Origin of the sequence: Nocardioides sp. NPDC059952 (assembly GCF_042730435.1) — a bacterium.
Classification (GTDB): Bacteria; Actinomycetota; Actinomycetes; order Propionibacteriales; family Nocardioidaceae; genus Nocardioides.
In genome coordinates, this window is sequence record NZ_JBHWLY010000012.1 from 1 (window position 1) to 21,049 (window position 21,049).

Below are 21,049 nucleotides of genomic sequence, written 5' to 3' on the forward strand. Positions count from 1 at the left end.
GTCTGCATGCCTTGGAGCGAAGCGAAGCGAGCGAGGCGTGCAGATGCGCCGACTCGGCTCGTACTGACACCCAACCCGATCGGGCCCGTTCCTCCCATGTAACACGTCGTTCGTAGGACTACTCGCCCTATCTGAACGACCGGATAGTCCTACGAACAGCGTGTTACACCGCCCGCCGCCGCGCCACCGTCGCCGCCAGCGCGGCCGCGGGGAGCATGAGGACGGCGACGACGAGGAGAGCCCGCAGGGTGCCGACCTGGTCCCCGATGGCCCCCAGGATCGGCGGGAAGCCGAGGAAGGCTCCGTAGGCCAGCGTGGAGACGACCGAGACGCGAGCAGCGGCCCGGGTCTCGTCGTCGGCGGCGATGCTGATCCCCAGGGGGAAGCCGAGGGCCGCGCCGAAGCCCCACAGGACGATCCCGGCCAGCGCGAGCCCGAACGAGCCGGCGAACACCGTCAGCACGATCCCGACTCCCGCCAGCGCCGCCGAGGCGATCAGAACCGGCTGCCGACCGATCCTGTCGATCACCTTCGCGCCCGCGAAGCGGGCAAGGCTCATGCAGAAGACGAACGCCGCATAGCAGGCCACCCCGACCCGGTGGCTCACGTCGTAGCCGTCGATCATCGCCAGCGACACCCAGTCGTTGGCGCTCCCCTCGGCGGCGGCGAAGGCGAGCACCATCAGCCCCAGCAGCAGCGTCTGGGGCGAGCGCCAGGCGGCGATCAGCTCACGCCGCGGCGAGTGCCCCTCCGGGGGCGGCTCAGCCGGGAGGAACCCCAGGGTCCCCCACCAGCAGACCGCCAGCGCGACGGCCGCGACCCCGGCGATGTGCCACACCGTCGGCAGCGTGCCCACCAGGGCGATGCCCAGCAGTCCACCGAGCACGGTCCCGACGCTCCACATCGCGTGCAGCTGCGGCATCAGCGTCTTGCCACCGCGCCGCTCGACCGCGGCCCCCTCGACGTTCATGGCGACGTCCCAGACCCCATAACCGACGCCGTACGCCACCAGGAACAGCGCCACCAGCCACGCCTGCTCCAGCCAGCTCCCGGAGATCGCCACGAGGGTCAGGGCGGCGACACAGAGCACCGCGCAGCGGCGTACGACCCGGGCAGCGCCCCAGCGCATCACCAGTCCCCCGGCGAGCGGCAGCGCGGCGACGGAGCCGATGCCCATCGCCAGCAGCATCAGACCGACGGCCGAGTTGTTCAGACCGAGGCTCTCGCGGAGCGCGGGGATGCGGGAGATGAAGGTCGCGGACAGCAGACCGTTGGTGGCGAACGCCACCACTGATCCGGCCTGGGCACGGCGGAGAGGCGTCACGAGTAAAGGCTAGTGGGCCCCGGGCCGCGTCCAGGTGCGGGGGATCAGTCCCGCTTCTTCTCGTACGGCCCGCCGCGCCCGAAGATCGGCAGCACCCACGGCTGACGCAGCGGGGCGCCGGCGAGCGCGACGACCGCGAAGGCAGTCGCGAGGACCCAGGCGATCCCGTAGAGCGCGCTACCGAGCCCGAAGGTCACGATCGTGACGGCGAGCAGGGTGAGCTGCAGGTTGAGGGCGCCGGCGGCGTGGTGCTTCACGAACTCGGAGCGCTTGCCGACGGTGTAGTAGAGGATCGCGGGACCGACGACGATCGGCACCCAGGTCGTGGCCTGGGCGAGGGCAGCCAGGAGCCGCTCCTCGGTGGTCGGCGGCGGCAGCAGATCGCGGGCGGGCTTCGCCGGCGCCGGAGCCGGGGTCGGCTGCGCGATCAGGTCGCGGGTGATCGGCTCCAGGGCGGCGTACGTCTTCGACTTCATGGTCAGGTCGAACCGGACGTCGAACTCGGCCTGGTCGAGCCGGCCGTCGGCGTAGGCGGCCTTGAGCACGTCGACCACACGGTCGCGATCGGCATCGGTGCAGCGCAGCTCGTCGCCGACGACCGGAGCCGACGGGACTGGCTGGGTGGGCGGGGTGGGCGGGGTCGGGATCGGGGCAGTTGAGGACATACCTCTACGATCCGCCGCAGATGCCTTCCGGACAATCAGGGAAGCCCCCGAATGCAAACCGACCGACCCCGGTGTTGTGCCGGAGCCGGTCGGAGGAAGACGTTTAGAAAACGGTCCAGGTGGACCGCATCGGGCGGGACTCCAGCCAGGCCTGGAAGCCGATCAGGGTCTGCTGGTCCATCGCCAGGTCGATGTGCTCGCCCTTGACGTCGCAGGTCACGATCAGGCTCTCGGGGTAGAGGACGAGCTCCTCGATACCTTCGGGAGAGCGGCTGGAGACATAGACGATCTCGACCCGGCGCCAGACTCGTTTGGGCTTGGGCGAGAGCGAGAAGATCCGGAACCACTCCAGCTGCGCGTCACCGGAGTAGCGGCCGATGCCGATGACCCAACCGCGCCCGGGACTGGTGTCCCGGACGCGGTGGCTCAGTTCGAAGACGCCGCCGTTGCGAGCGAGCAGACGGCGGCGTACGGCGATCCCGATGCCATAGGCGAGGACAAGCAGAAGCAGGCAGGCCACGACGGCCAACAGCAGCTCCCACCATGCCATTCGGGTCCGCCCCTCTCTACCTTAAGAGGCCTTCTCGACAGCGCGGATGCGTGCCTCGGCACGACGGATGCGCTTCTCGGCGTCGTTGTTGGTGCCGAGCAGGCGACGGGCCTCCTCGAGCTCGACCTCAGCCTGGCTGAGGTCGATCTCGTGGGCCAGCAGCACGTGCTCGGACAGGATCGAGACGCGGTCGTTGGCCACCGAGAGGAAGCCACCGTCGACGGTCGCGATGACCTCGGTGCCCTCCTCCGGAGTGATCTCCACGACCGCCTCGGTGAGTGCCGACAGCACCGGCGCGTGACCGCGCAGGACACCGACATCACCGTCGACCGTTCGGGCGATGACCATGGTGGCCCCGCCGCTCCAGACCACCCGGTCTGCAGCGACGAGCTCCACCTGAAGTGCGTCCGTCATCAGAGGCTCTTCTGGATCTCGGCCCACTTCGCCTCGACGTCGTCGAGGCCACCACACATGAAGAACGCCTGCTCAGCGACGTGGTCGTACTCGCCGTCGGCGATCTTGTTGAACGCCTCGATGGTGTCCTTGACCGGAACCGTCGAGCCCTCGATGCCGGTGAACTGCTTGGCGACGTAGGTGTTCTGCGACAGGAACCGCTGGATCCGGCGAGCGCGGGAGACGATGATCCGGTCTTCCTCGGAGAGCTCGTCGACACCCAGGATCGCGATGATGTCCTGCAGCTCCTTGTTGCGCTGGAGGATCTGCTTGACGCGGACGGCGCAGTCGTAGTGGTCCTGACCGATGTACTGCGGGTCCAGGATTCGCGACGTCGAGGTCAGCGGGTCCACCGCCGGGTAGATACCCAGCGAAGCGATCTCACGGGAGAGCTCGGTGGTCGCGTCGAGGTGGGCGAACGTGGTCGCCGGAGCCGGGTCGGTGTAGTCGTCGGCCGGCACGTAGATCGCCTGCATCGAGGTGATCGAGTGACCACGCGTCGAGGTGATCCGCTCCTGGAGCAGACCCATCTCGTCGGCGAGGTTGGGCTGGTAACCCACGGCCGAAGGCATCCGGCCCAGCAGGGTCGAGACCTCGGAACCCGCCTGGGTGAACCGGAAGATGTTGTCGATGAACAGCAGCACGTCCTGGCCCTGGACGTCGCGGAAGTACTCCGCCATCGTCAGCGCCGAGAGGGCCACGCGAAGACGCGTGCCCGGCGGCTCGTCCATCTGGCCGAAGGTCAGGGCGACCTTGTCGTAGACGCCGGCCTCCTGCATCTCGTGGATGAGGTCGTTGCCCTCACGGGTGCGCTCGCCGACACCGGCGAACACGGAGACACCACCGTGGTTCTTGGCGACTCGGGCGATCATCTCCTGGATGAGGACGGTCTTGCCGACGCCCGCACCACCGAAGAGGCCGATCTTTCCACCGGTCACGTAGGGAGTGAGGAGGTCGATGACCTTGATGCCCGTCTCGAACATCTGGGTCTTGGACTCGAGCTGGTCGAAGGCCGGAGCCTTGCGGTGGATGCCCCAGCGCTCCTTGACCTCGACCGTTGCCGGGTCGACGTCGAGGATGTCACCGGTCGCGTTGAACACGTGGCCGAGGGTGACGTCACCCACGGGGACCGTGATCGGGGCACCGGTGTCGGACACCGTGGCACCACGGACGACGCCGTCGGTCGGCTTCAGCGAGATGGCGCGGACCATGCCGTCACCGATGTGCTGAGCAACCTCGAGCGGGAGGATCGAGGTCTCACCGTTGACGGTGACCTCGACCTCGAGCTTGTTGTAGATTTCCGGCATGGCGTCGACGGGGAACTCCACGTCGACGACCGGGCCGATCACGCGGGCGATGCGGCCCGTCGTGGTCTTCTCGTCAACCTGTGCGGTCATTTTCTAGTCAGTCTTTCTGTGGGTTCTCAGTCGTTCGCAGCCTGGGCGTCGGCGAGCGCGTTCACGCCACCGACGATCTCGCTGATCTCCTGGGTGATGCCGGCCTGGCGAGCCTGGTTGGCAACCCGGGTGAACTTCTTGATGAGCTCGTCGGCGTTGTCGGTAGCCGACTTCATCGCCTTCTGACGCTGAGCCAGCTCGGAGGCGGCCGCCTGCAGCAGCGCGAACCAGATCCGGCTCACGACGTACTGCGGGAGCAGCGAGTCGAGCACGGCCTCGGCCGACGGCTCGAACTCGTAGAGCGGCAGGACATCGCCCTCGGCCGGAGCCTCGGTGCCCTCCACGACCTCCAGAGGCAGAAGACGTACGGCGGTGGGCTTCTGCGTCATCATGGTGATGAACCGCGTGTAGACCACGTGGACCTCGTCGACGCCGGGAGCGGCGGCCTTCTCGGCATCGGCACCCTCGACGAAGACCTCGATCAGCTTCTCGCCGATCTCCTTCGCCGCCTCGTACTCCGGACGGTCCGAGAAGCCCGTCCAGGCCTGCGCCACGGGACGGCTGCGGAACTTGTAGAAAGCCTCCGCCTTGCGTCCGGTGACGTAGAGGTCGACGTCCTTGCCCTCGGCCTTGAGCTTCTCGACCAGACCCTCGGCCTCCTTGAGCACGCTCGAGGAGTAGGAGCCGGCCAGACCCCGGTCGCTGGTGACCACCAGCACGGCGGCGCGGGTGGGCGCCTCCGGCTCGGTGGTCAGCGGGTGGTCCACGTTGGAGTAGGTCGCCACCGCAGAGACGGCGCGGGTGAGCTCACGGGCGTACGGCGCGGCCGCATTGGCCCGCTGCTGCGCCTTGATGATCCGGGACGCAGCGATGAGCTCCATGGCACGCGTGATCTTCTTCATCGACTCCGTCGACTTGATCCGCGCGCGGAGTTCACGCACTGACACGGCCATGGGTCAGCCCCGCTTCTGCTTGACGATCTGCTCCTGCTCGACGTCCTCGTCAGCCAGGGCCTCTTCCTTGGCGGAACCCGGCTTGATCGAGGCGCCCTCCGAGGTCTCGAACTGGTCGAGGAAGGCGTCGTAGGCGTCGTTGAGCGCGGTCTCGGTGGAGTCCTCGAACTTCAGGGACTCGCGGATCGCGGCCAGGATGCCCTCATGGGAGCGGCGCAGGTAGTCGAGGAACTCCTGCTCGAACTTGAGCACGTCCTCGGTCGGGACGATGTCCAGGCGGCCGGTGGTGCCGAGCCACAGCGAGACGGTCATCGCGTCGATCGGGTACGGCGAGTAGGCCGGCTGCTTGAGCAGCGCCATCAGTCGCTGGCCGCGGGCCAGCTGCTGCTTCGAGGCCGCGTCCAGGTCGGAGGCGAACATCGCGAAGGCCTCCATCGCGCGGTACTGCGCGAGGTCGACCTTGAGCGAGCCGGTGACGCCCTTGAGCGCCTTGGTCATCGCCGCGCCACCGACGCGGGAGACCGAGACACCGACGTCGATCGCCGGACGCTGGTTGGCCGCGAACAGGTCGGACTGCAGGAAGATCTGACCGTCGGTGATCGAGATGACGTTGGTCGGGATGAACGCCGAGACGTCGTTGGCCTTCGTCTCGATGATCGGCAGACCGGTCATCGAGCCCGCGCCCATCTCGTCGGAGAGCTTCGCGCAGCGCTCCAGCAGCCGGGAGTGCAGGTAGAAGACGTCACCCGGGTAGGCCTCACGGCCCGGCGGGCGGCGCAGCAGCAGCGACACGGCGCGGTAGGCCTCGGCCTGCTTGGTCAGGTCGTCGAAGACGATCAGGACGTGCTTGCCCTCGTACATCCAGTGCTGGCCGATGGCCGAGCCGGTGTAGGGGGCGAGGTACTTGAAGCCGGCGGAGTCGGAGGCGGGAGCGGCCACGATGGTCGTGTACTCCAGCGCGCCGGCCTCCTCGAGGGCGCCACGCACGGAGGCGATGGTCGAGCCCTTCTGGCCGATGGCGACGTAGATGCAGCGAACCTGCTTGTCGGGGTCACCCGAGTCCCAGTTCTGCTTCTGGTTGATGATCGTGTCGATGGCGACCGTGGTCTTACCGGTCGCGCGGTCACCGATGATCAGCTGGCGCTGGCCGCGGCCGATCGGGGTCATCGCGTCGATCGCCTTGATGCCGGTGGCGAGCGGCTCGTGAACCGACTTGCGCTGCATCACGCCCGGAGCCTGGAGCTCCAGGGCGCGGCGGCCGACCGTCTCGATGTCGCCGAGGCCGTCGATCGCGTTGCCGAGCGGGTCCACGACGCGGCCGAGGTAGCCGTCGCCGACGGGAACGGAGAGAACCTCGCCCGTACGTCGGACCGACTGGCCCTCCTCGATCTTGTCGAAGTCGCCCAGGATGACGACACCGATCTCGCGGGTCTCGAGGTTCAGGGCGAGACCGAGGGTCCCGTCCTCGAACTCGAGGAGCTCGTTCGCCATGGCCGAGGGCAGGCCCGAGACCTGGGCGATGCCGTCAGCGGTCCGCGCGACAGTGCCGACCTCCTCGGTCTTCGCCGCCTCGGGCTTGTAGTCCGCGACGTACTTTGCCAGCGCGTCCCTGATCTCGTCGGGACGGATGGTGAGCTCCGTCATCTCTGCCTTCTCTCTCGTTCTTACGTCGAAGTCTGTGTCACACAGGGGTCATACGGCCAGTCGAGGCCGTGATGCCGGATCAGCCGGCGAGTGCTCGCTGCGCCCCGTCGAGGCGGCTGGAGATGGTGCCGTCGATGACGTCGTCACCGATCGAGACCTTGATGCCGCCGACGATGGCCGGGTCGACCACGATGTTCAGGTGGACCTCGCGGCCGTACTTCGTCGCGAGGGCCGCAGCCAGGCGGGTGGTGTCAGCCTCCGAGAGCGGGGCGGCCACGCGGACGACCGCGGTGCCTTCGCCCGCGACCGCGGCGGCGACCTTCTGGTATTCACCCAGCGCGACCGTGGCGGTGCGGTAGGTGCCGGCCAGTGCGTGCTTGGTCAGGGTGACCGTCGCCGCCAGCGCCTTGCCGCCGAGCAGGTCGTCGACCAGCTTGACCTTGTCAGCGGTCGTGCGAGCCGGGTCGGAGAGCGCGTCGCGCAGCTCCGGCGTCTCCTGCACGGCCTGCTGAACCGCGAACAGCTCGTCGGCGAGGCGCTTGGCCTCGCCGCCGGCGCTGCGGACCGCGGCGATCTCGCTCAGTCGCTCGACCGCGTCGCTCAGGTCACCGGCGTGCGTCCAGCGGTGCTTGACCGCCGACTCGACCACACCGAGGCCCGTCGCGTCGACCTTCCCACCGAACAGCTCGCCGACGAGGCCGGTCTTGGCCTCTGCCGGCACCGAGGCGTCGGTGACGAAACGGCGCAGAGCTGCTTCGGTGCGGAAGGTCTGGGAGACCTCGAAGAGGGTGTCGGCCGCCTTCGCCGCCGCCTCAGGAGAGGCGGAGACAGCGGTCTTCAGCTCCTCGGTCAGGGCGGCAACGGCGTCGGCCGACGCTCCACGGAAGTCCATCAGTGAACCCCTGCCTCGAGGTCAGCGAGGAACCGCTCGACCACACGGCTGGAACGCTCGTCGTCGTCGAGGGACTCCCCGACGATGCGACCGGCGAGACCGGTGGCCAGCGAGCCGACCTCGGTCTTCAGCGAAGCAGCAGCCGCCTGGCGCTCGGCCTCGACCTGCGCCTTGCCTGCGGTGACGATGCGCTCGGCCTCGGCCTGCGCCTCGGCGCGGAACTCGGCCTTGATGGCTGCACCCTCCTCACGGGCCTGCTCGCGGATGCGGGCAGCCTCGTGACGAGCATCGGCCAGCTGAGCCTCCAGCTGGGCGAGCTTGGCGTCCGCCTCGGCCTGCTTGGCGTTGGCGTTCTCGATGCCACCTTCGATCGCCGCGGTTCGATCGGCGTACGCCTTCTCGAAGTTCGGAACGATGAACTTCGCAACTCCCACGAAGAGGATGGCGATGACGATGACACCGAGGATGATCTCCGGGACGTGCGGGACCAACGGGTTGATCTCGGTCTCCGCAGCGGTTACCTGGGTAAGGATCATGTCGGAACCTTCAGTAGTTCCCTACGTCAGCGAAGGACGAAGGCGAGAGCCAAGGAGATGATGAAGAACTGCTCACACAGAGCGAAGCCGAGGATCGCGATCGCCTGCAGGCGGCTCTGGGCCTCCGGCTGGCGGGCGACACCGGCGACGTACGCGGCGAAGATCAGACCGACACCGACACCCGGGCCGATGGCGGAGAGGCCGAGGCCGATGATTCCGAGCTGTCCCTCCATGGGGATTTTCCTTTCGGTTGTGACGCGATCTGCGTCATTTGTTGTACGTCGAGTTGGGTTAGCTGTTTGGGTCCGAGCCTGAACGGATCAGTGCTCGTCCGCGACCGCGCCGGCGATGTACATCGCCGAGAGCAGCGTGAAGACGTAGGCCTGCAGGAACATGATCAGCATGTCCAGGAAGGACACGAAGATGCCCAGCAGGAAGGCGAAGACGCCGGCGGCGACGCCCTGCCACGTCGGAGCGTAGTGCAGGATCAGCCAGGCGCCGCCGATGGAGAACAGCGCCACCAGCAGGTGGCCGGCGAACATGGTCGCGAAGAGACGGATGGCCAGCGTGAAGGGCCGCACGACGATGTTGGAGAGGAACTCCAGCGGGACCATCATGATCAGGATCGGGCCACTCACGCCGCTCGGCACCGTCTGGAGCTTGAGGTAGCCGACGAACCCGTGCTTCGCGATGCCGACGATGTTGTAGACCAGCCAGGTGATCGCGGCCAGCGCCACGGTGAAGCCGATGTGCGACATCGTGGGGAACTGGACGAACGGGATGATCCCGTAGAAGTTGTTGATGATGATGAAGATGAAGACCGTGAAGAGGTACGGCACGAACCTCATGTAGTCCTTCGACCCGATGATGTCGCGGGCGATGGAGTTGCGGACCATCCCGTAGACGTACTCACCGGCGAACTGCAGACGGCTCGGAACCACGGCGGCCTTGCGTGAGGCGGCGTAGAAGAAGCCGAAACCGATCGCGACGGACAGCAGGACCAGGAGAGTCACCTTGGTCACGGCCCAGTCGCCGGACCCGACGATCGGCGGAAGGAAGAAGTCCGCGGGCCCCGGGATATGAGGCCCCGACTCCGACGCCATAACGGTGGCGGCAAGCGACTTCACGCTGTCTCCTGTTTGTTCGAACTTACGATTCTGGGTGGCGAGCCTTGAGGCTCGGGCATCATCCCGGCGGCCGCCCCCGACGGCCCGGACGATATCAGGCGCTACTGACGGGTCACGAGTCTGCCCCGGGCAGGTCGAAGAGCGGGATCCGCTCGCGTCGCACCAGGAACGCAAACGTGGTCGTCCATGCGACGGTCAGCGCCATGACCGAGAAGGCTGCCGCACGTACGACAGCGTCTCCCCCGGTCTGCGAAACGACCAGCAGGACAACGAAGAGAACCATGCCTGACACAGTGAAGACACCGACAGCGGCGGGCAACGACAGGGCGGGCGACTTCGCCGCGACCCAGAACATCGCCCAGGACCCGACCGCCAGCACGACAACGGTGGCGATCGAGCCGATCGCGGCACCCGTCAGACCATCAGTCCCGGCAAGAACAAAGGCCACCGCGAGGGCCGCGAGCACAGCAACTGCGGACACTGCGGCAGAACCTCGCAGCACCTTGGACTTGCTGGTTGCGGTCGTCATCGTCGGCGGCCGTTCTCTCTGGGGGCATTTCACGTGCTCAGGAGCGTATCCCGAGCGCTCGTGAAAACTATCACAAGCGTGTTTGGGTGCCCTAATTGATCGATCAAGACACCGCTAGTGGTGCTGGTTCTCCAGCGGGGTGAGGTCCTCGGGGACCTCGAGGAGCTTGTCGGTGCGCTCGCCTCGGATCTTGGGGAGGACGAAGGTGAGGAGCACGATGAGGGCCGTGGCGACGATGACGCCGACGATGACGACTGGGCCGCGGTAGAGGGTCACGAAGACGGAGCCGAAGGACATCAGGCCGGCCCAGAGCCACATGATCAGCACGGCGCGGCGCTGGGAGTGTCCGATCTCCAGGAGTCGGTGGTGCAGGTGCTTCTTGTCCGCGGCGAACGGGGAGCGGCCGGCGCGGGTGCGGCGTACGACGGCCAGCACCAGGTCGACGAGTGGCACCACGAGGATGGTCAGCGGGAGCAGCAGCGGCAGGAAGGTCACCAGGAGCGCGGTGGAGGCGTCGAAGGCGTTCACGTTCAGGCCGCCGGCGTTGTAGGAGCCCGAGAGGGTGACCGCGCTGGCGGCGAGGATCAGGCCGATCAGCATCGAGCCGCTGTCGCCCATGAACAGCCGGGCGGGGTGCCAGTTGTGGATCAGGAAGCCGACGCAGGCTCCGGCGAGCGCGACGGTCAGGAGGGCCGCTGTCGAGGCGCGGCCGATGTCGTTGATCCGGGTGAACTGGTAGCAGAACAGGAACAGCGCCAGCGCACCGATACCGACCACACCGGCGGCCAGACCGTCGAGGCCGTCGATGAAGTTGACCGCGTTGACCACGGTGATCACGACGAGCCCGGTGAGCAGCGCGCCCTGGGCCGGGTCGATCGAGAATTGGGTGCCGTCGGGGAACGTGATCAGGCTGTACTGCAGGTTGAAGCCCACCAGGATCGCGGTCGCCAGCACCTGACCGCCCAGCTTGGTGAGGGCGTCGAGCTCGAAGATGTCGTCGACGACACCGACGATGCAGATCAGCGCGCCGGCGAGGATCACGACGCCGGTGTCCTGCAGCACGAAGTCCGGTGCGTCGGCCAGGAACGGCAGCTCGCGGGCGACCAGGTAGGCAGCGACCAGACCACCCAGCATCGCCACGCCGCCCATGTAGGGGACCGGAACTGCGTGTACGTCACGGTCGCGGACCTTCGCGACGGCCCCCGTGCGCGTCGCGAACTCGCGGGCGACGACGGTGAGCAGGTAGGTCACCACGGCGGCGACCAGGAAGAGGAGGACGTAGGCGCGCATCAGGCTTCTGTGTCGGCGTCCGTGGTGGGCAGGTCGGTCTCGGCCTCGGCCTCGGCTGCGGGATCAGGATCACCGGGTCGGCGGATGGCGACGTCGTGCTCGGCGAGGATCTCGTTGATCCGGTCGATGCTGATCGCACCCTCCCGGAGAACCTTCGGTTCGTCGCCGGTGGCGGAGACGATCGTGGACGCCTCGCCGACGGGCGACTCGCCGCCGTCGATGATGGCCTTGACCATCTTGCCGAGCATCTCGTCGGCCTGGTCGGCGTTCGTGGCAGCAGGCTTCGTGGTGCGGTTGGCCGAGCTGGTCGCGAGCGGACCGACCCGGTCGATGATGCGGCGCAGGATGTCGGAGTCGGGGATGCGTACGGCCACGGTCTGGCGGGCCTCGCCCAGGTCCCACTGCAGCGACGGCTGCTGGTGGAAGACGACCGTGAGCGCACCGGGCCACAGCTCCTCGACGAGGCTGCGCGCCCAGTCGGGTATCCGCGTCGCGAGAGCGTCCAGGGTGGCGACGTTGGAGATCAGCACCGGCGGCGGCATCGCGCGGCCTCGGCCCTTGGCGGCGAGCAGACCGGCCACGGCGCCCTTGTCGAACGCGTCGGCGGCGATGCCGTAGACCGTGTCGGTCGGTACGACCACGAGCTCGCCGGCCTGAAGGGCAGCCACAGCAGCATCGATCGCCTCGGTCTGCTCGTCCTCGGTCGCGATCGGGTAGCGCTCAGTCACAGTGCTCATGTTGCCAGTTGTGCGGTCGTGAAGCGCGGACGGCCTGCCAGATCGAGATGATCGCGTACGTCCTGCCATCGTCCGGTGGCCGCGAAGACCGCCGGGGCACCGCCGTTGTCGGCGTTCGGACCCTGCTCGTCGGCGTGCTCGAAACCGACCACTCCCCCGGGTCTGAGCAGCTCGGCAGCCCGCCGTTCCAGGACGCGGATCGCGTCCAGCCCGTCCTGCCCCGAGAAGAGCGCGAGGTCGGGGTCGTGGTCGCGCGCCTCGGTCGCGACGGACTCCCAGGCTTCGAGCGGGATGTACGGCGGATTGCAGACGAGCACGTCGACTCTGCCGTCCAGGTCGGCGAACTCGTCGGCCATGTCGCCCTGCCGCAGGTCCACGCCGGTGCCGGTCAGGTTGCGTACGGCCCAGGGGTAGGCGTCCTCGGAGAGCTCGACCGCGTGCACCTCGGCGCCCGGGACCTCGTCGGCGATGCTCTTCGCGATCGCGCCCGACCCGGTGCAGAGGTCGACGACGACGGGCTGGTCGATGGTCGCGGCCCGGTCGATCGCCCAGCCGGCGAGCAGCTCGGTCTCGGGCCGCGGCACGAAGACGCCGGGACCGACGGCGAGCTCGACGTGCCGGAAGTACGCCACCCCGGTCAGGTGCTGCAACGGCTCCCGTTCTGCGCGGCGGGCGAGCAGGTCCGCGTAGGCCTTCTCGTGATGCTCGGCCACGTCGTCGACGAGGAAGAGGCGGTTGCGGTCGGTGTCGAGGACATGCGCCAACAAGATGGCCGCATCGGCATCCGGGCTCTCGACTCCGGCCTCTTCGAGCTGCTTTCGGGCACTTGCCAGAAGTGCGCGCGGGGCGGTCATGGGCAACTGCTCCTGAATGTGTTAGTCATGCTTTACCCCGCTGAGGGTAACGTTCGGGCGCCTCAACGGTTCTTCCGGTCATATCGGGGGACGCGGGACTGGCCGCACACCTCGGCGGGCGCTGTGCTGCCCCACCACCACACCCGAGATCTCCCCCGGAAGGAAACATCACCCCATGAAGTGGCTCTTGCTGCTTGCACTCATCCTCGTCCTCGCCCTCCTGATCTGGTTCTTCTTCGGACGTCCGATCCGCAAGGACGCCAAGGCCGCACCTCAAGCGGACAAGGAGCACCCGACCACCGAGGCCGCTGAGGCCACCGACGCGCCCGTCACCGACGCCGCCGTCCCCGCCGAGGCTCCTGCAGTCGAGGAGCCCGCGACCGAAGAGCCCACCAAGGCTTCCGTCGAGGCCGAGGCCGAGGTCGCCGAGCCGGCCGCCGAAGACGTGACCGACGCGGACACCGCTGCTGTCGTCGCGGAGGCCGAGAGCGTCACCGCCGCTGCCGCCGCGGCCGAGCCGGTCGTGACCGAGCCCGTCGCTGCTGAGCCCGAGACGGCCGAGGCTGAGGCTGACGAGACTCCCGTGGCGGCCGAGCCGAAGGCCACCCCGGCCGCCGAGGCGCCCGCCGCGACCAACGCTGCTCCCTACCCCGGAGCCGTGCTTCCGGCTGCTGACGGAACCAGCCCGGATGCTGCGTACGACATCAAGGGCAGCAGCGGGAAGAAGTACCACACGACGGCGAGCCCCTACTACGGCCGTACGAAGGCAGCCGTCTACTTCGACTCCGAGGAATCGGCCGAAGCGGCCGGGTTCGTGGGGGCGAGCAGCGACTTCTACGACCGCAGCAAGAAGGCCGACACCGCCGAGACCGACCAGCCGCTGCCGCCGGCGAGCAACTACGGGGCCGGCAGCGCCGACCCGCTCGAGGACGGCTCCAGCCCGCACCCGACGTACGTCGTGAAGGGCAACATCCGCAAGGACGGCGCCAAGCGCTACCACACCTCCGCGAGCACCGCCTACAAGCGGACTCAGGCCGAGGTCTGGTTCGACAGCGAGACCTCGGCCGAGGCCGCCGGCTTCGTCGTGGGCTTCAAGAAGAAGGCCAGCGCCTGAGCAGGCTCCGATGAGACAGCCGAAGGGCGCAGTCACCTGGTGACTGCGCCCTTCGGCGTTGAACGGATCAGGAGTCGAGCGAGGCCAGACGGGCAGCCAGGTCGGCGTCGACGGCACTGCCGATCACCGGCTCCAGGTCGCCGTCGAGGACCTGGTCGAGGTTGTAGGACTTGTAGCCGGTGCGGTGGTCGGAGATGCGGTTCTCCGGGAAGTTGTAGGTGCGGATGCGCTCGGAGCGGTCGACGGTGCGCACCTGGGAGCGGCGGGCGTCGGAGGCTTCCGCGTCGGCGGCGTCCTGGGCTGCCTGGAGCAGGCGCGAGCGGAGCACGCGCATGGCCTGCTCCTTGTTCTGCAGCTGCGACTTCTCGTTCTGCATGGAGACCACGATGCCGGTGGGGACGTGGGTGATCCGGACCGCGGAGTCGGTGGTGTTGACCGACTGGCCACCGGGGCCCGAGGAGCGGTAGACGTCGATGCGGAGGTCGTTGTCGTTGATCTCGACATCGATGGGCTCGGCCTCGGGAACCACCAGGACGCCGGCGGCCGAGGTGTGCACGCGGCCCTGCGACTCGGTGACCGGCACCCGCTGGACACGGTGTACGCCACCCTCGAACTTGAGCAGCGCATAGGGCGCCCGGCCGGGCTCTGAGGTCCCCTTCGCCTTCACCGCCACGGTGACCGACTTGTAGCCGCCGAGGTCGGACTCGTTGGCGTCGAGGAACTCGAGCTTCCAGCCCTGACGCTCTGCATAGCGGGTGTACATCCGCAGCAGGTCGCCGGCGAACAGCGCCGACTCCTCGCCACCCTCCCCCGACTTCACCTCGAGGATGGCGTCCTTGTCGTCGGTCGGGTCGCGGGGCACGAGCAGGCGGCGCAGCCGCTCCTCGGCCTCCTCACGCTGCGGCACCAGCGCCTCGGCCTCCTCGGCGAAGGCAGGGTCCTCCCCCGCCAGCTCGCGGGCGGCCCCGATGTCGTCACCGAGCTGCTGCCAGGAGCGGTAGGCGTCGATGATCGAGCTCAGCTCGGCGTACCTCTGGTTGAGCTTCTTCGCCAGGCGCGCGTCGGCATGGGTCTCGGGCTCGGCGAGCCGTGTCTCCAGCCCGACGTGCTCCTCGATGAGTCCTTCGACCGCTTCAAACTGTGACATCTCCGCCTCGCTTCGTACGCCGGTGAAACCCTCCAAACACGCCAGCGCCGGCCACCTGCAGACGCAGGGGCCGGCGCTGGGCTCTGCCGTTCTCCGGAGCTACTTGTTGCGCTTGCCGAAGCGAGCCTCGAAGCGAGCCACGCGACCGCCGGTGTCGAGGATCTTCTGCTTGCCCGTGTAGAACGGGTGGCAGTTGGAGCACACGTCGGCACGGATCGCGCCCTCGGCCACGGTGCTGCGGGTGGTGAAGGAGTTGCCGCAGGTGCAGGTGACCTGGGTCTCGACGTAAGTCGGGTGGATGTCGGTCTTCATGAGGTTCCTCTCAAGACATGGGGCTCCGGGTCGCCGCCGCAGGTTGCGGGACGTGAACCGGCACCGAGGATTCAGTGTATGTGAACGCCTGGGGCCGCCAATAATTCCCGACAGCCCCAGGCGCACATCACATTCAGCTCTTGGCGACCTCGTTGAGGAGCACCATGTTGGTGGCGGACCCTGCCACCTTGTCGGCCAGCACCGAGGCCGCCTTGGCACCGTCGAGCGTGGCCAGCGAGGCACGCAGCTTGCGCACCGCATCCCCCTCACCACCGGCGAAGAGCAGGTCGTCGCGGCGGGTGCCGGAGGCGCTGACATCGACGGCGGGGAAGATCCCGGCCTCCGCGTAGTCCTCGCTCAGGCGCAGCTCGGAGTTGGCGGTGTCCTTGAACGCGTCGAAGATGATCTCGTCGGTCTTCGAACCCGTCTCGACCGCGGCCGTGGCGAGGATGGTCAGCGAACCGCCGTCCTCGACGTTGCGGGCCGCGCCGAAGAACCGCTTCGTCGGGTAGAGCGCCGCGGAGTCGACGCCGCCACCGAGGATGCGGCCCGAGGCCGGGACGGACAGGTTGTACGCCTTGCCCAGGCGGGTCAGCCCGTCGAGCAGGACGACCACGTCGTGGCCGAGCTCGACCAGGCGCTTGGCCCGCTCGATCGCAAGCTCGGCCACCACGGTGTGGTCGGCAGGCTGACGGTCGAAGGTGGAGGCGATGACCTCGCCCTTGACGCTGCGCTCGAAGTCGGTGACCTCCTCCGGGCGCTCGTCGACGAGCACGACCATCAGGTGGCATTCGGGGTTGTTGGCCGTGATCGCGCCGGCGATCGCCTGCAGGACGGTCGTCTTGCCCGCCTTCGACGGCGAGGCGATCAGGCCGCGCTGGCCCTTGCCGATCGGCGCGACCAGGTCGATGACGCGACCGGTGACCGGGTCCGAGCCGCCCTCGAGGCGCAGTCGCTGGTCGGGGTGGACCGGCGCCAGCTTGTCGAACTCGACGCGGTGCTTGGCGACCTCGGGGTCGGCACCGTTGACCGAGTCGATGCGCACCATCGGGTTGTACTTCTCCTTGCGCTCGCCCTCACGGGGCTGGCGCACCTGACCGACGATCGCGTCGCCACGGCGCAGGCCGAGACGCTTGACCAGCGACAGGGAGAGGTAGACGTCGTCGGGTCCGGGCAGGTAGCCGGAGGTGCGGACGAAGGCGTAGTTGTCGAGTACGTCCAGGATGCCTGCCGCGGGCACGAGCACGTCGTCCTCGAGGACGGTCGTGTCCGGCTCGCCGCGGCCCGGGCGGTTGCGGTCGCGATCGCGGCCACGGCGGCGGCGGTTGCGGCGGCTGCCGCCCTCGCCGTCGTCATCGCCCTCGTCGGCCGACTCGGCCGCCCGCTCCTTCTGGGCGTCCTCGTTCTTCTTCTCGGCGGCTGGCTGCCCGGCCTTGGCCGGACCCTTGCCCTGGCCACCGCCGGCGGGCTGACCGGACTGGCCGCCCTGGCCGCCCTGGCTGGACTGGCCGCCCTGGCTGGACTGGCCACCCTGACCGGCCTGACCGCCGCTCTTGTTCTGGTTGCGCTGGCGACGCGGGCGCTGGGCGCCCTCGTTGCCGGCGTCAGCAGCCTCGGCGGACTTCTCCGCGGGCTTCTCGGCCGTCTCGGCCGGCTTCTCTGCGGTCTTCTCCGCAGGCTTCTCAGCGGCAGGCTTCTCAGCGGCAGGCTTCTCGGCCCTCTCCGCCGGCGCCGACTGCGCACGGCTGCTCTGCGCGGCCTTGATCGCTTCGATCAGCTGGGCCTTCTTCATCGAGTTCGCCCCGGTGATACCCATTCCGCTCGCCATCGCCTTGAGGTCGGCGAGAAGCATTCCGCCAAGGCCACCGCGCTTCTTCGGGGCTGCGTTCGGCTCCGGCGCAGTGGATTCCATGGTTTCAGTCACGTGAGTCCTTTCCCACGTATCGCCGATCGGCGTACGACGCCGACGGCTCGTTTGTCAGAACCCCTGACGCACCGGTGCGCGCCAAATGAAGTGGCACGGCACGAAAGGGGGATAGCACACTCGCAGACCTGAACGGCCCAACGCATGTATCCCCAGGCTAACACGCATGGCACCCCTCGCAGCAGGGGCCCGGAACGCGGGTCAGAGGATGCGTACGCCGTCCATGTCGACGCTCAGCGCGTGGCAGGCCCAACCCTCGGGACAGCGGGTGGTGAGCTTGGCCGTCTCGGCCGACTCGACGCCGCTGCTGAACGCCAGGACCGTGGGCCCGGCGCCGGAGACGATCGCGGCGACGCCGTCGGCGCGCAGCTCGTCGACCAGGGCGAGCGACTCCGGCATCGCGGGTCGTCGGTACTCCTGGTGCAGGAAGTCGCGGGTGGCACGGTGCAGGTGTTCGGGCGCATCGCTCAGCGCCGCGACCAGGAGGGCCGTACGTCCGGCGCCGGCCGCCGCGTCGGAGTGCGGGACGGTCTCGGGCAGCAGCCCGCGGGCGGCCTTGGTCTCGACGCCGGTCGCGGGGACGAACACGACGACGCTGATCCTCGGGTCGACGGCGGTGCGGACGGCGAAGAAGCCTTCATCGTCACCCGCGATCGTGAAGCCGCCGTGGAAGGCAGGCGCGACGTTGTCGGGGTGACCCTCGATCTCGGCGGCCTTCTGGAAGAGAGTGTCGTCGTCGAGGATCAGCTCTCCCCCGGCGACCAGGGCACGAGCGAGCACGAGGCCGCCGATGATCGCGGCCGAGGACGAGCCCAGGCCGCGCGCGTGCGGGATCCGGTTGTGGCAGTGCAGCCGCAGACCGGCCGGCTGCTTGCCGATGATCTCGAAGGCGGCCCGCATCGAGCGCACGACGAGGTGCGACTCGTCGAGCGGGACCGTGCCCTCACCCGCACCGTCGACGGTGACCTCCAGGCCCTCGGCGATCACCTCGCCGGTGAGCTCGTCACGCAGGTCGAGCGCCAGCCCGAGCGAGTCGTAGCCGGGACCGAGGTTGGCGGAGGTGGCCGGGACGGTGACGGTGACGGGGCCTTCTACGAACGTCATGAGCTACGCGAGCCCGGCTGCGGCCGCCGCGGCCTCGAGGTCGGCGTCGATGATGATCTCGGGCAGCTCACCGAAGAACTCCAGCGCGGTGGCGGTGTCCTTGAGCCCGTGCCCGGTGACGGTGATGACCGTGGTGGCCCCGGCGTACGTCTCGCCCAGCTCGAGGTCGGCGAGGAGCCCGGCGACGCCGGCCGCAGATGCGGGCTCGACGAAGACTCCGTCGTTGCGGGCCAGCTGGGCCTGGGCGGAGAGGATCTGGTCGTCGGAGAGCGCGCGGAAGCGGCCACCGGACTTGGCGGCCGCGGCCTCGGCGAGCTGCCACGAGGCCGGGTTGCCGATGCGGATCGCGGTCGCCCTGGTCTCGGGGTGCTCGACCGGGTGGCCGAGCACGAGCGGGGCCGCGCCCTCGGCCTGGAAAGCGCGCATGACCGGGGTCTTGGTGGCGTGGCCGGCCGCTGCGTACTGCTCGTAGCCGAGCCAGTAGGCGGAGAGGTTGCCGGCGTTGCCGATCGGCATCAGGTGGTAGTCGGGGGCGTCACCCAGGCGGTCGACGACCTCGAAGGCGGCCGTCTTCTGGCCCTCGAGGCGGACCGGGTTGACGGAGTTGACCAGCGCGACCGGGTAGCTGTCGGCGAGGGCACGGGAGAGCTTGAGGCAGTCGTCGAAGTTGCCGCGTACCTTGACCACCTCGGCGCCGTGGACCAGCGCCTGAGCCATCTTGGCGGCACTGATCTTGCCGTTGGGGACGAGCACGACCGGGGTGATCCCGGCCTTGGCCGCGTAGGCCGCCATCGAGGCCGACGTGTTGCCGGTCGAGGCGCAGACCACGGCCTTGGCGCCCTCGTGGACGGCGACCGAGATGGCCGCGGTCATGCCGCGGTCCTTGAACGAGCCCGTCGGGTTCTGACCCTCGACCTTCAGCCACACCTCACCCTTGGTGGCGCCGGAGAGCCACTCGGAGTGGACCAGCGGGGTGCCACCCTCGCCGAGCGTCACCGCCGGGGTGTCCTGGGGGATGTCGAGGAGGGTGCGGTACTCCTCGATCACGCCTCGCCACTGACTGGTCGTCATCACACTGCTCCTTCTACGCGCATCACCGAGGCGACGTCGCGGACGTACTCCATCTCGCGCAGGTGCTGCACGGTCGCCGCGAGCGCGGCATCGGGGGCCTCATGGGAGACGACGACGAGCTGGGCGTCCTCTCCCCTGCCTTCTTGGCGTACGGCCTTGATCGAGACGCCGTGCTCGGAGAAGGCGGTCGCGACGGCGGCGAGCACGCCGGCCTTGTCGGCCACGTCGAGGCTGACGTGGTAGCGGGTGACGGTCTCGCCCATCGGGCGCACCGCGCGGGCGGCGTAGGCGGACTCGCCGAAGCCACGGGTGCCGAGGACCTTGTTGCGTGCGATCGTGACCAGGTCACCCAGGACGGCACTCGCGGTGGGGTCGCCGCCCGCGCCCTGGCCGTAGAACATCAGGTCGCCGGCCGAGGCGGACTCGACGAAGACGGCGTTGTAGGCGCCGCGCACGGTCGCCAGCGCGTGGGTGCGCGGGATCATCACCGGGTGGACTCTCGCCGAGACGTCGTCGCCGTCGAGCTCGGCGATCGCGAGCAGCTTGACGACGCTGCCCATGGCCTTGGCGGAGGCGACGTCGCCGGCTGTCACCTCGGTGATGCCCTCGCGGTAGACGTCGCTGGCGGTCACCCGGGTGTGGAAGGCGAGGCTCGCCAGGATCGCGGCCTTGGCGGCGGCGTCGAAGCCCTCGACGTCGGCGGTCGGGTCGGCCTCGGCGTAGCCCAGGTCCTGGGCCTCGGCGAGAGCCTCCTCGAAGCCGGCACCGTAGGTGTCCATCTTGTCGAGGATGTAGTTGGTGGTGCCGTTGACGATGCCCATCACCTTGGTGACGTGGTCGCCGACGAGCGAGTCGCGCAGGGGGCGCAGGATCGGGATCGCACCGGCGACCGCGGCCTCGTAGTAGAGGTCGGTGCCGGCCTTCTCGGCGGCCTCGTAGAGCGTCGGGCCGTCCTCGGCGAGCAGCGCCTTGTTGGCGGTGACGACGCTGGCGCCGCTCTCCAGCGCCTCGAGGATGAGCCCGCGGGCCGGCTCGATGCCGCCGATCACCTCGATCACGAGGTCGACGTCGTCGCGGGCGACCAAGCCGTGGGCATCCGTGGTGAGCAGCTCCGCGGGCACCTCGACGTCGCGAGGAGCGTCGAGGCGACGTACGGCCACGCCCCTGATCTCCAGCGGCGCACCCACTCTGGCGGCGAGATCCGCATCGCCCTCGAGCAGGAGCCGGACCACCTGGGACCCCACCACACCGCAGCCGAGGACGGCGACGCCCAAGGGATCGACGGCGTGCGCGGTCGTCTTGTTGCTGCTCACGCGCCAAGGGTATCCGGGACAGCCTCTCGGGTCCGACTTCCGCTCTAGGCGCGGACACCTCGGCGGGGGGGTTGTTGGAGGTGGGGGGGGGAAAAGGAAGACAAAAGAACAAA

The 21,049-nt window shown here is 68.8% G+C and carries 22 protein-coding genes; 1 reads left to right on the forward strand and 21 read right to left on the reverse strand.

Annotated features, from left to right (window positions below):
• Positions 1-163: 163 nt before the first annotated feature.
• The 15 genes from ACFV9G_RS07840 to prmC form a co-directional block, all read right to left on the reverse strand.
• On the reverse strand, positions 164-1,324 hold the full coding sequence (locus ACFV9G_RS07840; protein WP_378726484.1) for an MFS transporter: 1,161 nt from the start codon (positions 1,322-1,324) through the stop codon (positions 164-166).
• Positions 1,325-1,368: 44 nt separating this feature from the next.
• On the reverse strand, positions 1,369-1,989 hold the full coding sequence (locus tag ACFV9G_RS07845; RefSeq protein WP_378726486.1) for a DUF1707 and DUF4870 domain-containing protein: 621 nt from the start codon (positions 1,987-1,989) through the stop codon (positions 1,369-1,371).
• Positions 1,990-2,092: 103 nt separating this feature from the next.
• Positions 2,093-2,539, reverse strand: a complete 447-nt coding sequence (locus ACFV9G_RS07850) for a DUF2550 domain-containing protein (protein ID WP_378726488.1) — start codon at positions 2,537-2,539, stop codon at positions 2,093-2,095.
• Between the two features lie 21 nt (positions 2,540-2,560).
• Complete coding sequence (locus ACFV9G_RS07855) at positions 2,561-2,953, reverse strand: F0F1 ATP synthase subunit epsilon (protein ID WP_045547377.1); 393 nt, start codon at positions 2,951-2,953, stop codon at positions 2,561-2,563.
• Positions 2,953-4,389 carry a F0F1 ATP synthase subunit beta gene (gene atpD, locus ACFV9G_RS07860; RefSeq protein ID WP_378726490.1) on the reverse strand — a complete coding sequence of 479 codons (1,437 nt, stop codon included), beginning with the start codon at positions 4,387-4,389 and terminating at the stop codon, positions 2,953-2,955. The genes ACFV9G_RS07855 and atpD overlap by 1 nt, the downstream gene beginning before the upstream one ends.
• A gap of 26 nt (positions 4,390-4,415) precedes the next feature.
• A complete protein-coding gene (locus tag ACFV9G_RS07865) occupies positions 4,416-5,342 on the reverse strand; it encodes a F0F1 ATP synthase subunit gamma (protein WP_378726492.1) in 927 nt (308 codons plus the stop codon).
• Positions 5,343-5,345: 3 nt separating this feature from the next.
• Positions 5,346-6,986, reverse strand: a complete 1,641-nt coding sequence (gene atpA, locus ACFV9G_RS07870; protein WP_378726494.1) for a F0F1 ATP synthase subunit alpha — start codon at positions 6,984-6,986, stop codon at positions 5,346-5,348.
• A gap of 79 nt (positions 6,987-7,065) precedes the next feature.
• Positions 7,066-7,878 (reverse strand): F0F1 ATP synthase subunit delta, encoded by an 813-nt coding sequence (locus ACFV9G_RS07875; RefSeq protein WP_378726496.1) that lies wholly within the window; start codon positions 7,876-7,878, stop codon positions 7,066-7,068.
• Positions 7,878-8,414, reverse strand: coding sequence for a F0F1 ATP synthase subunit B (locus ACFV9G_RS07880; protein ID WP_091047787.1), 537 nt, complete (start codon positions 8,412-8,414; stop codon positions 7,878-7,880). Before ACFV9G_RS07880 ends, ACFV9G_RS07875 begins: the two co-directional genes overlap by 1 nt.
• A 26-nt stretch (positions 8,415-8,440) precedes the next feature.
• Positions 8,441-8,647 (reverse strand): ATP synthase F0 subunit C, encoded by a 207-nt coding sequence (locus ACFV9G_RS07885; RefSeq protein WP_091047785.1) that lies wholly within the window; start codon positions 8,645-8,647, stop codon positions 8,441-8,443.
• 87 nt (positions 8,648-8,734) lie between these two features.
• On the reverse strand, positions 8,735-9,541 hold the full coding sequence (atpB, locus tag ACFV9G_RS07890; RefSeq protein WP_378726498.1) for a F0F1 ATP synthase subunit A: 807 nt from the start codon (positions 9,539-9,541) through the stop codon (positions 8,735-8,737).
• A 112-nt stretch (positions 9,542-9,653) separates the two neighbouring features.
• Entirely contained in the window at positions 9,654-10,022 is a 369-nt protein-coding gene (locus ACFV9G_RS07895) for a hypothetical protein (protein ID WP_378726500.1), read from the reverse strand.
• 162 nt (positions 10,023-10,184) lie between these two features.
• On the reverse strand, positions 10,185-11,360 hold the full coding sequence (locus ACFV9G_RS07900; RefSeq protein WP_378726502.1) for a glycosyltransferase family 4 protein: 1,176 nt from the start codon (positions 11,358-11,360) through the stop codon (positions 10,185-10,187).
• A complete protein-coding gene (locus ACFV9G_RS07905) occupies positions 11,360-12,097 on the reverse strand; it encodes an L-threonylcarbamoyladenylate synthase (protein ID WP_378726505.1) in 738 nt (245 codons plus the stop codon). Before ACFV9G_RS07905 ends, ACFV9G_RS07900 begins: the two co-directional genes overlap by 1 nt.
• Positions 12,094-12,951, reverse strand: coding sequence for a peptide chain release factor N(5)-glutamine methyltransferase (gene prmC, locus ACFV9G_RS07910; RefSeq protein ID WP_378726507.1), 858 nt, complete (start codon positions 12,949-12,951; stop codon positions 12,094-12,096). Before prmC ends, ACFV9G_RS07905 begins: the two co-directional genes overlap by 4 nt.
• A gap of 175 nt (positions 12,952-13,126) precedes the next feature.
• On the opposite strand from prmC, the gene ACFV9G_RS07915 reads away from it, so the two are divergent.
• On the forward strand, positions 13,127-14,065 hold the full coding sequence (locus ACFV9G_RS07915; protein ID WP_378726509.1) for a hypothetical protein: 939 nt from the start codon (positions 13,127-13,129) through the stop codon (positions 14,063-14,065).
• 67 nt (positions 14,066-14,132) lie between these two features.
• Here the strand turns inward: ACFV9G_RS07915 and prfA are convergent, their stop codons facing one another.
• The 6 genes from prfA to ACFV9G_RS07945 all read right to left on the reverse strand — a co-directional run bounded on the left by prfA (position 14,133) and on the right by ACFV9G_RS07945 (position 20,936).
• On the reverse strand, positions 14,133-15,212 hold the full coding sequence (gene prfA, locus ACFV9G_RS07920) for a peptide chain release factor 1 (RefSeq protein ID WP_378726511.1): 1,080 nt from the start codon (positions 15,210-15,212) through the stop codon (positions 14,133-14,135).
• Between the two features lie 99 nt (positions 15,213-15,311).
• Positions 15,312-15,524: a 50S ribosomal protein L31 gene (gene rpmE / locus ACFV9G_RS07925; RefSeq protein ID WP_350832694.1), complete on the reverse strand. Its 213-nt coding sequence runs from the start codon at positions 15,522-15,524 to the stop codon at positions 15,312-15,314.
• 133 nt (positions 15,525-15,657) lie between these two features.
• Positions 15,658-17,436: a transcription termination factor Rho gene (gene rho / locus ACFV9G_RS07930; protein WP_378726513.1), complete on the reverse strand. Its 1,779-nt coding sequence runs from the start codon at positions 17,434-17,436 to the stop codon at positions 15,658-15,660.
• A 213-nt stretch (positions 17,437-17,649) separates the two neighbouring features.
• Positions 17,650-18,552, reverse strand: a complete 903-nt coding sequence (thrB, locus tag ACFV9G_RS07935; RefSeq protein ID WP_378726515.1) for a homoserine kinase — start codon at positions 18,550-18,552, stop codon at positions 17,650-17,652.
• Between the two features lie 3 nt (positions 18,553-18,555).
• Positions 18,556-19,623, reverse strand: coding sequence for a threonine synthase (gene thrC / locus ACFV9G_RS07940; protein WP_378726517.1), 1,068 nt, complete (start codon positions 19,621-19,623; stop codon positions 18,556-18,558).
• A complete protein-coding gene (locus tag ACFV9G_RS07945; protein WP_378726519.1) occupies positions 19,623-20,936 on the reverse strand; it encodes a homoserine dehydrogenase in 1,314 nt (437 codons plus the stop codon). The genes thrC and ACFV9G_RS07945 overlap by 1 nt, the downstream gene beginning before the upstream one ends.
• Positions 20,937-21,049 lie beyond the last annotated feature (113 nt).